The organism is Endobacterium cereale (genome assembly GCF_009617585.1).
Lineage (GTDB): Bacteria > Pseudomonadota > Alphaproteobacteria > Rhizobiales > Rhizobiaceae > Neorhizobium > Neorhizobium cereale.
Genome location: NZ_WIXI01000036.1, coordinates 26,644 through 41,031 on the forward strand (window position 1 = coordinate 26,644; position 14,388 = coordinate 41,031).

A 14,388-nucleotide genomic window follows, 5' to 3' on the forward strand; every position below is an offset into this window, starting at 1 on the left:
GGGCCCACGACCACCAAATCGGCACGCGCGTGGCAGCGCATGCTGTCCGGGCGCCGGCTTGATCTGCTCGATCCCTCGCCCATGGATGTGGAAATTTCCGATATCGCCCACGGGCTTGCCCGCGTTGCCCGATGGAACGGCCAGACACGCGGCGACCATGCCTATTCGGTGGCGCAGCATTCGCTCATCGTCGAGCAGGTGTTTGGCCTCGCTCAACCTGCTGCCACGCCGCAAGAGCGGCTGATGGCGCTGCTGCATGATGCCCCGGAATATGTGATTGGCGACATGATCTCACCATTCAAGGCCGTGGTCGGAGGCGGTTACAAAACGGTCGAGGCGCGGCTGGAGGCTGCCATTCATCTGCGTTTCGGCCTGCCCGCGCATCCGACACGGGATTTAAAAACACGCATCAAGCGCGCCGATTCGATTGCCGCCTTTTTCGAAGCGACGGAACTGGCCGGATTTTCACTGACCGAGGCCCGCAAGTTTTTCGGCGTGCCGAATGGCGTCACCAGAGACATGCTGATGATAGAGCCGCTACCGGCGACCGAAGCACAACGGCGCTTTCAGGAGCGGTTCTCCGACATCGAATTGTCTCGCGGAACTGAAGCCCGATGACCGCGATCATCGTCTGTCCGCTGGCGAAGATCGCCGAACTGGCCGTGCGTCATGGCGCCCGGGAAATGGTCAGCCTGATTGCGGAAAAGCAGGATTTTCACCGGCCGGCCGTCATCTCTGCGGAGCGCCACCTCAAGCTTGCCATGAACGATATCACCTTTGCCGGCACCGGGAACCTGATCGCCCCGAACGAAGCGCATGTGGAACGACTGATCGGCTTCATGCGTGAATGGGACAAAGGCTTTCCCCTTGTCGTGCATTGCTGGATGGGCGTGTCCCGATCACCGGCCGCGGCATTGATTGCAGCCCTTGCCGTTTCGCCTGAAGAGGATGAATTCGAACTGACTGCCCGCCTTCGGACGGTCGCGCCGCACGCAACGCCGAACGCACGCCTTGTGGAAATCGGTGATCGCATTTTGCAGCGCCAAGGGCGACTGGTTGCAGCCGTCAAAGGCATCGGCCGCGGTGCCGATACGGATGGCACGGTGTCGTTCCTGCTGCCGCTCAATCTGGCCGAAAAAACAGCGCGGACAGCAGAAAACTGAGTATTTATATGGTTTTATGTAATATTACTAAAAACATATAGGACGGTTGACGTTCATCAATTTTGCTCCAATTAGACGGTTCGCGGCAATGATGCGACAGGATGCGCGTTGCCCTTCAGCGACCAAAAGGAGCATATCGCCGAAATGGATCAGGCATCGGAATTCGTCGTCGCAACGCGGGCAGCACTCGCCCAGCTCAGCGCTCTCGCCGTGCAATATTCCTTTTCCGTCGTCGGTGCCATCCTTCTGCTTGTCCTCGGCTGGCTGGCGGCCGGCATTTTCAGCCGCTGGGCACGCAACGGCCTTGGCCGCATTCACGGTATTGATGCGACGCTTGCGCAGTTTTTCTCCAATATCATCCGCTACGCTATTCTGGTCATCGTCGTCGTCATGGTGCTCGGCCAGTTCGGTGTACAGACGGCGTCGGTGCTCGCCGCCCTTGGCGCGATCGGCCTAGCGGTTGGTCTTGCGCTTCAGGGCACGCTGCAGAACATTGCCGCCGGCATCATGCTTCTCGTGCTGCGCCCCTTCCGTGTGGGAGAATCGATCGAAACCAGCAGCGTCAACGGCACTGTGATCGATGTTGGCCTGTTCGCGACCGAGCTTCGCACAGCCGAGGGCGTCTATCGCCTGGCGCCGAACTCGACACTGTGGAACGTGCCGATCACCAATTACAGCCGCCTGGACAAGCGCCGCAACGACATCAGCGTGTCGACCAGCGAGAAGATAGACATCGCCCGCGCCGAAAAGCTGCTGTACGATCTGGTGGCCGCAGACGGCCGGGTGCTGAAGGCCCCTGCCCCCACCACATTCGTATCCGATTTCAGCGATGGCTCGGCAACCGTCACGGTGCGCTATTGGGCGAAAAGCGGCGATTGGTTCAATGTCAGCCGTGAACTTTCAAAGGCCGTGAAGCTGACATTCGACGAACAGAAAACAAAAGAACTTCCTTCCCAGACTGACAAACATGCGCCGGATGGCGAGAGCGGACCTTCGGCGGTCTGACCGCCGAATTCGCCCTCGGGCGTATGCAGTCGTAGGAAAGAAGCAGCGGGCGGGTTTCACGAGGAAACCCGCCCGCTGCCGTTTTATACTTGATAATGCTCAATATTGTCACAATCCGGCATCGTTTGCCTTGCTCATGCCGCAACATATGCGATTAAAAGACTTTCGTGTTTTTTGTATCGGCGCCTGTCCGAACACATAGAGGTCACCGCATCGTGCTGCCCTTCTTTCCTTTTATCATCTTCGTGCTGGTCGTCATCGGCCTTGCCCTGCAGCGTAACATGGCCAAACGGGTCGACCGGCTGGAGAAGGAAGTGAAGGCGCTGCAGGCGCGCATTACCGGCATGACACTGGCGGCACCGTTGACAGAGGCGGCAGGGCAAGCCGCTCGGATTGAACCGATTGCCGAGTCCCCGGCTACCGACGAAAAACAGGCAATGCCTCCCCAGGAGATGCTGGCAGAACCGCAGGTCGCGGCAATGGCGTCCGATGCAGAAACGCCTGTCATTCAGGAAACCGTTGCATCTGCGGCTGACGCGACGCCTGCCCCGCCCGTCGTTGCAGCGGCACCGCAACCGGAAGAACGCGAGAGTCTTGAAAGCTGGCTCGGCGCCCGCTGGGCCGTCTGGGTTGGCGGCGTGGCCCTGGCCTTCGGTGGCCTCTTCCTCGTCAAATACACGATCGAGGCCGGCCTGCTTGGCCCCGCCGCGCGGCTCAGCCTCGCCATGCTGTTCGGCCTTGTGCTGATGGCCGGCGGCGAACTGATACGCCGTCGCGCCATGCCGGACCTGTCCGACCGTTTTGGCAACGCGATGATCCCCGGCGCACTGACGGCTGCAGGCTCAGTGACGCTGATGGGAGCCGTCTGGGCTTTCTACGCCGTTTATGGCTTCATCGGCCCGACGCCCGCCTTCCTGGCCTTGGCACTCGTCTCTTTCGCAACGATCGCGCTGTCGCTGCTGCATGGCCAGGCGCTGGCGGGTCTTGGCCTGCTCGCCTCACTGGTCACGCCAGCGCTCGTCTCCACCGAGAACCCCAGCGCCAATGCGCTGTTCGGCTTCCTCGCGCTGGTCTGGCTCGCCGTCAACGCCGCCTCGCGTTTCCGCCAGTGGACGGTCGTGCCGACGCTTGCCAATGTCGGTCTGGGCCTCTGGTCCGTGGCTTACCTTGCCGGCTCCGCGCGTGATGCAAGCATGGTTCAGCCGACCCTGACACTGTTGGTCATGCTGGCCGGAACCGCGTTCTATTGGCCCGGCCGCTACGCTGGCCTGATTGGCCCTGAGAAAGCGGGCATATCCGCGATTCTCGGCCGCATGCCGCTGCAGACCACCCTCTCCGTTTCGCTGGTCACGGTGTTCTTTGCGCTGGCCATGCTTGGATCGGAGCCGAAGGGGGCCTTCGATCTTCTTGCCTGCGCATCGGTGCTTCTGGCAGCGCTCGCAGCATTCGGTGCCTTGCGCGCCTATGCCGTCTGGCCCGCCATACTGGCGGCCGTGGGGGCTGTGCTCGGCATGGCCGTCATCGCCGCCAATGCGCTGGATACCGTTGCCACTTTGCTCGACGGACAGCCAATCACCACGACAACAGCACCAGTGGAACCGCATGTCTGGGTCTATCTGCTGCTCGCTGCCGTCTTCCCTGCCTGCGGCTTCGCTTTCCTCGCACGCTTCCGAAAGAGCGAGCCAGACTTTTCCAAAATCTGGGCGTTGCTGATGCCGGTTGTACCGGTGGCGATCGCCACGATCAGCTTCTTCAATTTCGGCAATCTCACCCGCGACTGGACGCACGGGTTCTACGGCGTCGCCCTTGGTCTTGCCCTGCTCGCCGGTGCCGAGTGGCTGTTCCGCCGCAGCGACGAGGCGGAAGAAGGCAGGATCGACTGGCCGGCCAACCTGCTGGTGGCTGGTTCCTTTGCCGGTTTCACGCTGGCGCTGCACACGCTGACCAATGGCATCGTCACCACCATTGCGCTGTCGCTTCTCGGCTTCCTCTATGTGCTCGCCATGCGCATCCGCGCATGGCCATCGCTGCCGTGGATGATGGCAGCCGCCACGATGATCGTCTTCGGCCGGATCGCCTGGGAGCCGACTATCATCGGCGCCAACAGCCTTGGCACGATGCCTTTCTTCAACGCACTGCTGCCGGGCTACGGTATCCCCACCCTGCTCGCCATCGCTTCCGCATGGATGCTGCGCAACTCGGACGATCTGCGCATCCGCAACATCATGCAGGCGCTTGCCTCGCTGTCGGCGCTGATCACTATTTCCGTTCTCGTGCGCCACGCCATGAATGGCGGCACGCTGGAAACCACTGTGCCGACGCTTGGCGAACAGTCGATCTATACGCTGATCACGGTCGGCTTCTCCGGCATATTGATGATGCTGGACCTGAAATCGCCGAGCCCCGTTTTCCGTTACGGGTCGATGATCGCAGGTGTGCTCGCCACCGCCAATGTACTGTTGCTGCATCTCATCGGCCTCAACCCTTATTTTACCGGCGAAGGCACAGGCCCCTGGCCGTTCTTCAACCTTCTGCTTCTGGGTTACCTGATGCCGGCTCTGGCCTATGCATTCGTGGCTTATCTCGCCCGCGAGCGCCGGCCGATGCCTTACGTGCTGATGCTGGCGATCTCCGGCGGGGTGCTCGGTTTTGCCTGGGCCACGCTCTCGGTCCGTCGCTTCTGGCAGGGCGAGAACATCGCCGATTGGAAAGGTTTCCTGGCCAGCGAGACCTATACCTATTCGGTGGTCTGGCTGTTGATCGGCATCGTTCTTCTCGTCCTCGGCTCGCGCTTCAACCAGCGTTCATTGCGACTTGCCTCGGCGGCACTGGTTCTCGTTGCCGTGCTGAAAGTGTTTCTGATCGACATGTCGAACCTTGAAGGCATCCTTCGGGCACTTTCCTTCATGGGGCTTGGTGCGGTGCTGATCGGCATCGGGCTTTTCTACCAGCGGATTCTGATGAAGAAGGATGGCAATAAACGCCCAGTCGATTCTGCCAGCGCACCGGAAGGAACCATTTCGTGACCCTCTCTCTGGCGGCTGCCTTTGCGCCGCACGAGGCGCTTGCCGCCCAGCTCATCCCGCATGCCGCCGAAGGCGATGACGGTTCGCATGACATCGCCCATATCCTGCGCGTGTTCAAAAACGCCATGCGCATCCATGCCAAGGAAGGCGGCAATGGCAACGTTCTGGCGGCAGCCGTTCTGCTGCATGATTGCGTGGCGGTGGAGAAAAATTCGCCGCTGAGAGCACAGGCTTCACGGCTGGCCGCAGAAAAAGCATCGAAAATTCTGGACGAACTCGGCTGGAACAGCGATGAAATCGACGCCGTTGCCCACGCCATCACCACACATAGCTTTTCCGCCAATCTTTCTCCGGAAACACTGGAAGCAAAGATCCTGCAGGATGCCGACCGGCTGGATGCGATCGGAATGGTGGGTGCCGCCCGCTGTTTCTACATTGCCGGGCGGATGGCATCGGGTCTTTACGACCCGGTTGATCCGCTGGCGCGCGAACGTGCGCTCGACGACAAGCTCTATGCAATCGATCATTTCGAGATAAAACTGTTCAAGCTCGCCGATGGTTTTCAGACTGTAGCGGGTCGCGAGCTGGCGGCGGAACGGCATGAGCGGCTGAAAACCATCCGCGACATGTTTCTGGATGAAATCGAGGGGTAAGGCATGCGTATCAGTGAACTTAATCATTACCCCCTGAAGAGCGGCCGCGGCATCACGCTTCAAACCGCCAAAATCACTGACACCGGCATTCCCGGCGACCGCGTGATGATGGTGACGGGGCCCGACGGACATTTCTTCACACAGCGCGACCTGCAGGCTCTGGCGCAGGTGAAAGCGTCTCCGATCGATGCTGATGGCAGGACACGGCTTGCCATCGATGGCAAGGGTGAGATCGACATCACATTCGACACGCCGGACCGCCGCCTTGACGTGGTCGTGTGGAAATCCAGCGTCTCCGCCGCAATGGCCGATGACGTGACCAATGCCAAACTTTCCGAATGGCTGGAACGCGACTTGCGCCTCGTCTTTTTCGACGATCGCGCCAGCCGCACGGCAACCGCGGAATGGGCGGGGGACAATTCACCCGTTACCTTTGCCGACGGTTATCAGGTTCTGGTCACCACCACCGGTTCGCTGGCCGCGCTCAACGCCAACATGGCGGACAATGGCGAAGAGCCGGTCGGCATGGAGCGCTTTCGCCCAAATATCGTGATCGACCACGATGAAGCCTGGGCCGAAGACAATTGGGCCGCGATCGAGATCGGCGGTATTCGCTTCGACCTTGTCAAGCCCTGTGCCCGCTGCATCATGACCACGCAGGATCAGCAGACCGGTTCACGCGACGTGCCGAGCCCCATGAAGGCCATGGGACGCATCCGCATGTCGGGCGACCGCCGCGTGCCCGGCCCGCTGTTCGGCTGGAATGCCGTGCCGCGCAGCACTGGCAAGGTCAGCCTTGGTGATACGGTGAAGATCATCGAGGAGCGCAGCGAAGGCTGGGCGATCAAGCGCCGCGCCTGAAGCGGCAAAACGCCCGCCATGGCAATTTGTGAGCAAAGCTGTACCGTTATCAGTGCGGCCTGCTTGACCTTTGGCTACCATTTCTGAAACAAGACGAATGTCAGGCAGAGTGATCGGCTGCCCGGCACGGGAGGGATCGATCTTCGCCCTGCCCGAATGCCCGGACGATAATCCGTCCGAAGCCAGAGATTTTCTTCAAATGACACCTCGCACGACCGGTCTGCTTTTCGCTCTTCTGGCAGTGAGCATTTTCGCAGTTCAGGATGGTATTTCGAAACATCTCGGCAGCGCCTATCCGCCGATATTCATCACCATGATCCGCTACTGGGCTTTTGCCGGTTTTGCGCTTTTCCTCGCGAGCCGCGCCACCGGCGGGCTGAAGCAGACAGCCGGCGCCAACCGCCCTCTCCTCCAGATCAGCCGTGGCGTGCTGCTGGTCTCTCAGATCGTCATCTCCGTTTTCGCCTTTTCGCGCGTTGGCCTCGCCCAGAGCCACACGATCTTTGCCGCCGCCCCTCTCGTGGTGGCCTGCCTGTCCGTGCCGATCCTCGGTGAAAAGGTCGGCTGGCGTCGCTGGACGGCGATCGGCGTCGGCTTCATCGGCATTCTTCTGATCATCAATCCACTTCATGCGAATTTTGATCTGAAGATCATCATCCCGATGATCAGCACGACCATGTTTGCGCTTTATTCAGTCCTGACGCGTCTCGGCAGCCGTTCCGATACATCGGACACGGCCTTCTTCTACACCGGCGTCGCCGGAGCCGTTGCCATCACGTTCATCGGGCCGTTCTACTGGAGCCATATCACTTTCAGCGACTGGTTCTGGATGATCATCCTCTGCATTACCGGCATGAGCGGCCACTACCTGCTGATCCGCGCCTACTCCATGCTCGATGCCGTTGCCGTACAACCGATCTTCTACGTCCAGACCGTCCTTGTCTGCCTGATCGGCGTATTCATCTTCAACGAGGTTATGACGCTCAACATGATCGCCGGCAGCATCATCGTCATCAGCGCTGGTGGCTTTACACTTTGGCGGGAAAGCCGTCTCGGCAAGAAGCTCGCCCAGGTCGATCCTCCCGCATCCGTTTAGTGACACCGTTCATTGACCAGGAAAAGCAAGCAAGTTTTCCATTTGGTTATATGCGCAAATTCGTATTAACCATAAATGATACAGACGTACTTAAGCACACGTTAAGGTTAGCGCTCCATAAATAACACTGTCGGAAGCTTCTCTGCAGGTAACCATGTTGCCGTTGGCGGGCAGGTCCGCCGACGTGATTATATGTTTCGTGTAGAGCGCAAGTATGTACAGTATAATCACCAACTCAGCCGCAAAGGCGGCCCTTGGCACGCTCAGGTCCATCAATCACCATCTGGACCAGACACAAAGCCGTGTCGCCAGCGGGTACCGCATCGGCCACGCTTCCGACGATGCGGCCTACTGGTCGATTGCCCGCACGATGAAATCCGACGACAAGGCCCTGTCCGCCGTTCAGGACGCCCTGAGCCTTGGCACGGCTACCATCGATACCGCCTATACGGGTCTGAGTTCCTCCGTCGAGGTGGTGGACGAGATCAAGGCCAAGCTGGTGGCCGCCAGCGAACCGGGCGTGGAGAAGGGCAAGGTCAACAAGGAGCTCACCCAGCTGAAGGACCAGTTGCTGGCGATCGCCAAATCGTCGACATTCAACGGCGTCAACTGGCTGAACATCGGCAACACGACGGCCTCCACCGTTCAGGTCGTCGGCTCCTTCGTGCGCGACACGAACCGGGTCGTGTCGATGAATACGATCGACTTCGACATTTACGGCGATGCCGGCAACGGCAACATGCTGGCACTCGTCGATGACCGGACGTCCGCGACCGGGGGCGCTGCCGGCATCCTTACAAGCACATGGTTTGCGGATGCCGCCAGTGCCGACACCAACTGGGTTCTTCACCTCAACGACAGCAACTCTGCGACCGCCGTTGAGATCGAGATCGAGATCGAGATCGATGATACGACCAGCAATGACGATCTGGGCGAGATGATCTCGACCGTCGACAAAATGCTGCAGCAGCTGACAAATGCCGGTGCGCAATATGGTGCACTCAAGATGCGGGTGGACCTGCAGACCGAATTCGTAGGCGCGCTACGTGACTGGACGACAAAAGGCGTCAGCAAGCTGATCGATGCGGATATGGACGAGGAAGCGACGCGGCTGAAGGCATTGCAGGCGCGCGAACAATTGACGACGCAGGCGCTGTCGATCGCCAACTCCACCCCGAGCGCCTTGCTACAACTGTTCCAATAAGGCTTATTACCCGCAACGCATCATCAATCGCGGTGATGCGTTGCGTCAGCAAAACTTGCTTTTGCAAAATCTCGGGCAGGTCTAAGGTCGCCTTCTTATCCGGAGGATTTTTCATGGCGCCAGCCGCCCGCCCGCACCTGCCCTATCTCATTATTCTGGCCGGCTCGCTGATCGCCGTGCTGACCTTTGGCCCGCGCTCCGCCATGGGCTTCTTCCAGCTACCCATGTTGAGCGATACCGGCTGGGACCGCACGACCTTTGGCCTTGCCATGGCGCTGCAGAACCTCGCCTGGGGTCTCAGCCAGCCGTTCTTTGGTGCCGCGGCCGATAAATACGGCACCGGTCGCGTTCTCGTGCTGTCTGCCCTGTTTTATGCCGCAGGCCTGCTGATGATGTCGCATGCCGCCTCCCCCCTCTGGCTACATGTCGGCGGTGGCGTGCTGGTAGGGCTTGGCGTCGGCGCTGGTTCGTTCGGTACCATACTCTCCGCCTTTGCCCGCAACGTCACGCCGCAACAGCGCTCCATGGCATTCGGCATCGGCACGGCGGCGGGATCTGCCGGCATGTTCCTGTTTGCGCCGCTCAGCCAGGCGCTGATCACCAATTACGGCTGGTCGGACAGTCTCGTCATCATGGGCGCGCTGATGCTGCTGGTGCCGCTGCTCGCCTATCCCCTGCGCGGCAACTCGTCTTCCGGCACGCAGTCGCAGGCGCAGTTTCAGCAGAGCGCCGGTGAAGCGCTGCGCGAAGCTTTTGGGCACAAGAGCTATCTTCTGCTGACCTCCGGCTTTTTCGTCTGCGGTTTTCAGGTCGCCTTCATCACTGCGCATTTCCCAGCCTATCTCGGTGATATCGGCATCGATGCCAAATACGCCGTCATCGCAATGGCGCTGATCGGCTTTTTCAACATCGCCGGTTCGCTCGCCGCCGGCGTCATCGGCCAGCGATATTCGAAGCCGTATTTCCTCGCCTATATCTATATCGGCCGCTCGATCGCCGTGACGGCGTTTCTGCTTCTGCCGCAGTCACCGACCTCGGTGATCATCTTCGCCATCGTCATGGGGCTTTTGTGGCTCTCCACCGTGCCGCCGACCAACGGCCTCGTCGCCATCATGTTCGGCACACGCCATCTCGGCATGCTGGGCGGAATCGTCTTCCTGTCGCATCAGGTCGGTTCGTTCCTCGGCGTGTGGATGGGCGGCGCGCTCTACGACCGCTTCGGCTCCTATGACATTGTCTGGTGGCTGGGTGTAATCATGGGCCTGTTTGCCGCCGTCGTGCATTGGCCTATCCGTGAAAAGCCGGTGGATAGGCCAGAGGTCGCCGCTCAACCGGCCTGACGCTCACTCTCTTCACGCGCCTTGGCGATTGCCTTCAACGCCGCCTGCACAAAACCGTCGCGGGCGGCGTTTTCCGTCAGCCCGCGTGGTTCATAAACGTGGCGGTGGAGGAAAAAGCCGGTCAGGCGAAAGGCTTCCGCCATCGTGTCCCGGCTGGCGGATTTTTGCACCCCCTGCCCCAAAAAACCTGGCAGCGTCAGCATGCGATCGGCATAAGGTGCACCGGCATCACGCGAGACGGCCTTGCCGCTTTTCGGCGACACATAAACAAGTTCATCACGACGGCCGGTGGCGGCGCATTCGGAAAGGTCGAGGCCATAGCCAAGGTCGTTCAGAACGGCCAGTTCGAAACGCACGAACAACTCGCCGGCATCGGCCGGATCGTCCATATGCTCGAGGATAACATCGAGCGCTTCGTAAAGATGCGGATGCGGATCACGCTCGGGCAACAGGCGCAGCAGCGCCCCCATGGCCTGCACACCGTAAACGGCGGTGGCCGTTTCCATCAGACGCGCCGCACGCAGACGCACCGGCTCGACCTTGAACTCACCGAGATGTTCATCCAGTCGCGCCCGCCAGACCACTTCGACGCGATTGCCCGGCTGCAGCACAGGCTGCATTGTTCGAGAGCGACCGCCGCGCACCATACCGAGATGGCGACCGCGATCGCGTGTCATCACCTCGACGAGCACGCTGCTTTCGCCGTGCCGCCGTACACCCAGAATGATCGCTTCGCTCTGCCACTGCATGAGATTTGAATTTCGGTCCTTGAAAGGCAGATTCCATTTTAAGCGATAAGTGGCCGGGACAGAACTGTTTTCGGACATTCGGTGTGGCGCTTATGTCGCTCGACAAATGTTGCGGCCGTCTCACGGAACCAATTGCCCTGCTTGCGTGTTCCAGCGGAAATAGAATTTAGGGAGATTTCATGAAATACGCTCTCGCCGCCGCCCTCATGCTGGTTCCGTCGCTCACGCTGGTCTCGACACCGGCGGCCGCCCAGTCGAAGGAGCTGGAAAACGCCTGCGTCAATGTCGCCAAGAATTTTCTGATGACCCCAGTTCTGGCCACCGGCACCGTCCAGTCCTTCCCGGAACTCGATCCGCCCGGCGCCCGTCTGACCTATTCGACGCGTGACAATCCGAAGCCGAACGATTTTACCAACACGATCGACTGCCAGTTCGACAAGGCGACCGCACCGTTTGGGCTGACGAAATTCTGCATCTCGACGACCTGTTATTCGGCGGATGAGCAGGACCCCGACAATCGCCGACGGTATCTGGAAATCAAGGCGCTGATGGACCGGAAGAAGTAAGGAACGCCGCAGCCACAGCGCTGCTTTTGCAGGCGCCGCCTACCCCAAATCCGTCATCCTCGGGCTTGTCCCGAGGATCTGCTGAGCATCATTATCGGCGTGGTTAGATCCTCGGGACAAGCCCGAGGATGACGACGTTACGCGCCTGAAACAGCAGCTGCCGGCCCGTCGCTTCGGCTCCGGGCGTTCGACGCTAAAATCGATCCACCGGATCGATTTTCCGCACTTTGTCCGTCGCGTCTCACCCTCTCGGGAATTCCAGCCCCATTTCGCGGAACCGTTCCGGGTCATCGCCCCAGTTCTCGCGTACCTTCACGAACAGGAAGAGGTGCACCGGCTGCTCGAGGATTTCCGACAGCTCTTTGCGGGATGCTGTGGAAATCGACTTGATGGCCTCGCCGTTCTTGCCGAGCGCGATCTTCTTCTGGCTTTCACGCTCCACATAGATGACCTGTTCGATACGAACCGAACCGTCCTTCTTTTCTTCCCACTTCTCCGTCTCGACGTGAGAAGCGTAGGGCAGTTCCTGATGCAGGCGCAGGAAGAGTTTTTCGCGTGTGATTTCGGCCGCCAGCTGACGCATCGGCAGATCTGAAATCTGGTCTTCCGGGTAATACCACGGACCTTCCGGCAGACGCTTGGCCAGGAAATTCATCAGGTGGTTGCAGCCTGAGCCGCCGGTCGCCGACACCATGAAAGTCTGTTCGAAATCGACCATCTCGTTGGCCTTTGCCGCCAGCGCCAGAAGCGCTTCGTGGGGCACGCGGTCGATTTTGTTGAGCACCAGGATTTTCGGCTGCTGCACATCCTTCAGGCTTTCCAGAATCGCTTCGGCGTCGCCGCGGATGCCGCGCTCGCTGTCGATCAGAAGCAGGATCAGGTCGGCATCCTTGGCACCGCCCCAGGCGGATGTCACCATGGCGCGGTCGAGACGGCGGCGCGGCTTGAAGATGCCGGGCGTGTCCATGAACACGATCTGGGCATTGTCGTGGATGGCGATGCCGCGCACGATGGCGCGCGTCGTCTGCACCTTGTGGCTGACGATAGACACCTTTGCGCCGACAAGGCGGTTCAGAAGCGTCGACTTGCCGGCATTGGTGGCGCCGATCAGCGCGACAAAGCCGGAATGGGTCGGGCCAGCCTGCACGTCCTCGGAATGCGTTTCGGCTGCCGGCTCATGGCCAGCGTTGTTGTCTTCGTGTTCAGTCATCGGTCCTCAGCCTTCGGCAGGCGTTTTCTGCCAGACGCCTTCGCGTTCGAGCATCTTTGTGGCTGCTACCTGTTCGGCAGCGCGTTTGGAACGGTCTACGCCAGTTTCGGGCGCAACGCCATTCACTTCGACCGTCACGGTAAAGCGCGGGTCGTGATCCGGCCCGGAACGGTCATCGATACGATAGGCGGGCGTCAGTGCGAATTTCGCATGCGCCCATTCCTGCAATTCGGTTTTGGCATCGCGACGGGCGGCATCGGCGCGGGCAGCGCGCTCACCCCAGTGACGCTCGATGAATTTTCGCGCTGCTTCCAGCCCGCCATCGAGATAAAGTGCTGCGATCAGGCTTTCGACAACGTCGGCGCGCACGTTCATCATGCGCTTGCCGGTCAGCTTCTTCACATCGGCACCGGTGCGCACGAAACGGTGCAGATCAAGCTCGTCGGCAACGGCAGCACAGCTGTCAGCGCTGACCAGTTGGTTCAGACGTACCGAAAGTTCACCCTCGGTCGCGGTCTTGAAGGTGCGAAACAAAAGCTCGGCGACACACAGACCCAGCACACGGTCGCCCAGAAATTCCAGGCGCTCGTAGTTGGCGGTCTTGGCCGTGCCGGTGCTGGCATGGGTCAGAGCCCGGTCCAGCCATTGTTTTTCGGAAAAGACATGGCCGACGATGCTTTCGAGCTTCGCCTTTTCATCCGCCGAAAGTGTCGCCGGCTTCATCAGTTGACGACCTTGAACAGGCGATCCCAACGCATGTTGGCCGGCCATTTCCAGAACTCGCGGAACGAGGTGTCGTTGCCGAGCGAGAAGAAGATCACGCTGGCACGGCCGACAAGGTTTTCAGCCGGCACGTAACCGACGTCGAAACGGCTATCGAGCGAGTTGTCGCGGTTGTCGCCCATGAAGAAATAGTGGCCTTCCGGCACAACGAATTCGCGGGTGTTGTCACCGCGCGAAACCGGCGACTGGTCGAGCGTGTCGAAAGTCACGCCATTGTCGAAGGTTTCGCGGAAAACAGGAACGTCCGAACCCGGATCAAGGCGGTAGTCGGAGGTGAAGGTGCCGTCCTGCACCTTCGGTACCGGCTGACCGTTGATCTGCAACACGCCATTCGTGACCTGAACGCGATCGCCCGGCAGGCCGACAAGGCGCTTGATGTAATCGATTTCCGGCTGCTGCGGCAGACGGAAGACGATGACGTCACCGCGCTTCGGCTCGTTAAACTCGAGGATGCGACCGTCGAATAGGTCCGGCGAGAACGGCAGCGAATATTTCGAATAACCGTAAGCGAACTTGTTCACGAAGATATAGTCGCCGACCAAAAGCGTCGGCATCATCGAGCCGGACGGGATGGTGAAAGGCTGGAACAGGACGGTCCGGATGACCATGGCGAGCAACAGGGCCTGGATGATGACCTTGATGTTTTCCCAAAGAGCATTCTGCGGCTTTGCTTCGGCGGTGTTCGACACTGAGGACGTCTTTCTTTTATGGCTTTCCGGCGCGCCCATGAGG

Annotated in this window: 14 protein-coding genes; 10 read left to right on the plus strand and 4 right to left on the minus strand. The window is 60.0% G+C overall.

Going from position 1 to position 14,388, the window contains the following annotated elements; genetic code table 11:
* Window positions 1–39: 39 nt before the first annotated feature.
* The 9 genes from GAO09_RS06260 to GAO09_RS06300 all read left to right on the plus strand — a co-directional run bounded on the left by GAO09_RS06260 (window position 40) and on the right by GAO09_RS06300 (window position 10,348).
* The gene (locus tag GAO09_RS06260; protein ID WP_153353241.1) at window positions 40–618 is read left to right on the plus strand and encodes an HD domain-containing protein; all 579 of its coding nucleotides are present in this window, start codon (window positions 40–42) and stop codon (window positions 616–618) included.
* Entirely contained in the window at window positions 615–1,163 is a 549-nt protein-coding gene (locus GAO09_RS06265) for a tyrosine phosphatase family protein (protein ID WP_153353189.1), read from the plus strand. The genes GAO09_RS06260 and GAO09_RS06265 overlap by 4 nt, the downstream gene beginning before the upstream one ends.
* Before the next feature lie 144 nt (window positions 1,164–1,307).
* The gene (locus GAO09_RS06270; RefSeq protein WP_153353190.1) at window positions 1,308–2,168 is read left to right on the plus strand and encodes a mechanosensitive ion channel family protein; all 861 of its coding nucleotides are present in this window, start codon (window positions 1,308–1,310) and stop codon (window positions 2,166–2,168) included.
* A gap of 212 nt (window positions 2,169–2,380) precedes the next feature.
* On the plus strand, window positions 2,381–5,194 hold the full coding sequence (locus GAO09_RS06275) for a DUF2339 domain-containing protein (RefSeq protein WP_420796138.1): 2,814 nt from the start codon (window positions 2,381–2,383) through the stop codon (window positions 5,192–5,194).
* On the plus strand, window positions 5,191–5,847 hold the full coding sequence (locus GAO09_RS06280) for an HD domain-containing protein (RefSeq protein WP_324185231.1): 657 nt from the start codon (window positions 5,191–5,193) through the stop codon (window positions 5,845–5,847). Before GAO09_RS06275 ends, GAO09_RS06280 begins: the two co-directional genes overlap by 4 nt.
* 3 nt (window positions 5,848–5,850) lie before the next feature.
* Window positions 5,851–6,708 (plus strand): MOSC domain-containing protein, encoded by an 858-nt coding sequence (locus GAO09_RS06285; RefSeq protein ID WP_153353191.1) that lies wholly within the window; start codon window positions 5,851–5,853, stop codon window positions 6,706–6,708.
* A 199-nt stretch (window positions 6,709–6,907) separates the two neighbouring features.
* Window positions 6,908–7,804 (plus strand): DMT family transporter, encoded by an 897-nt coding sequence (locus GAO09_RS06290; protein ID WP_153353192.1) that lies wholly within the window; start codon window positions 6,908–6,910, stop codon window positions 7,802–7,804.
* A 214-nt stretch (window positions 7,805–8,018) separates the two neighbouring features.
* Window positions 8,019–9,008: a flagellin N-terminal helical domain-containing protein gene (locus GAO09_RS06295; RefSeq protein WP_153353193.1), complete on the plus strand. Its 990-nt coding sequence runs from the start codon at window positions 8,019–8,021 to the stop codon at window positions 9,006–9,008.
* A 113-nt stretch (window positions 9,009–9,121) separates the two neighbouring features.
* The gene (locus GAO09_RS06300; RefSeq protein ID WP_153353194.1) at window positions 9,122–10,348 is read left to right on the plus strand and encodes an MFS transporter; all 1,227 of its coding nucleotides are present in this window, start codon (window positions 9,122–9,124) and stop codon (window positions 10,346–10,348) included.
* Here the strand turns inward: GAO09_RS06300 and recO are convergent.
* Window positions 10,336–11,097: a DNA repair protein RecO gene (gene recO, locus GAO09_RS06305; RefSeq protein ID WP_153353195.1), complete on the minus strand. Its 762-nt coding sequence runs from the start codon at window positions 11,095–11,097 to the stop codon at window positions 10,336–10,338. The genes GAO09_RS06300 and recO overlap by 13 nt on opposite strands.
* Window positions 11,098–11,276: 179 nt before the next feature.
* Between recO and GAO09_RS06310 the strand changes: the two genes are divergently transcribed.
* Window positions 11,277–11,663: a hypothetical protein gene (locus GAO09_RS06310; protein WP_235937952.1), complete on the plus strand. Its 387-nt coding sequence runs from the start codon at window positions 11,277–11,279 to the stop codon at window positions 11,661–11,663.
* A gap of 241 nt (window positions 11,664–11,904) precedes the next feature.
* Here GAO09_RS06310 and era read toward each other — a convergent pair whose 3' ends face one another.
* The 3 genes from era to lepB are packed head-to-tail and all read right to left on the minus strand — an operon-like array spanning window position 11,905 to window position 14,345.
* Complete coding sequence (gene era, locus GAO09_RS06315) at window positions 11,905–12,873, minus strand: GTPase Era (RefSeq protein ID WP_153353196.1); 969 nt, start codon at window positions 12,871–12,873, stop codon at window positions 11,905–11,907.
* A 6-nt stretch (window positions 12,874–12,879) separates the two neighbouring features.
* Window positions 12,880–13,599, minus strand: coding sequence for a ribonuclease III (rnc, locus tag GAO09_RS06320; RefSeq protein WP_153353245.1), 720 nt, complete (start codon window positions 13,597–13,599; stop codon window positions 12,880–12,882).
* Window positions 13,596–14,345: a signal peptidase I gene (lepB, locus tag GAO09_RS06325; RefSeq protein ID WP_324185232.1), complete on the minus strand. Its 750-nt coding sequence runs from the start codon at window positions 14,343–14,345 to the stop codon at window positions 13,596–13,598. The genes rnc and lepB overlap by 4 nt, the downstream gene beginning before the upstream one ends.
* Window positions 14,346–14,388: the final 43 nt, after the last annotated feature.

Excerpts from the sequence above, each read along its gene's own strand:
- GAO09_RS06260 (WP_153353241.1), top strand. The coding sequence starts at position 40 with ATGCTGTCCGGGCGCCGGCTTGATCTGCTCGATCCCTCGCCCATGGAT.
- GAO09_RS06265 (WP_153353189.1), top strand. The coding sequence starts at position 615 with ATGACCGCGATCATCGTCTGTCCGCTGGCGAAGATCGCCGAACTGGCC.
- GAO09_RS06270 (WP_153353190.1), top strand. The coding sequence starts at position 1,308 with ATGGATCAGGCATCGGAATTCGTCGTCGCAACGCGGGCAGCACTCGCC.
- GAO09_RS06285 (WP_153353191.1), top strand. The coding sequence starts at position 5,851 with ATGCGTATCAGTGAACTTAATCATTACCCCCTGAAGAGCGGCCGCGGC.
- GAO09_RS06290 (WP_153353192.1), top strand. The coding sequence starts at position 6,908 with ATGACACCTCGCACGACCGGTCTGCTTTTCGCTCTTCTGGCAGTGAGC.
- GAO09_RS06295 (WP_153353193.1), top strand. The coding sequence starts at position 8,019 with ATGTACAGTATAATCACCAACTCAGCCGCAAAGGCGGCCCTTGGCACG.
- GAO09_RS06300 (WP_153353194.1), top strand. The coding sequence starts at position 9,122 with ATGGCGCCAGCCGCCCGCCCGCACCTGCCCTATCTCATTATTCTGGCC.
- recO (WP_153353195.1), bottom strand. The coding sequence starts at position 11,097 with ATGCAGTGGCAGAGCGAAGCGATCATTCTGGGTGTACGGCGGCACGGC.
- GAO09_RS06310 (WP_235937952.1), top strand. The coding sequence starts at position 11,277 with ATGAAATACGCTCTCGCCGCCGCCCTCATGCTGGTTCCGTCGCTCACG.
- era (WP_153353196.1), bottom strand. The coding sequence starts at position 12,873 with ATGACTGAACACGAAGACAACAACGCTGGCCATGAGCCGGCAGCCGAA.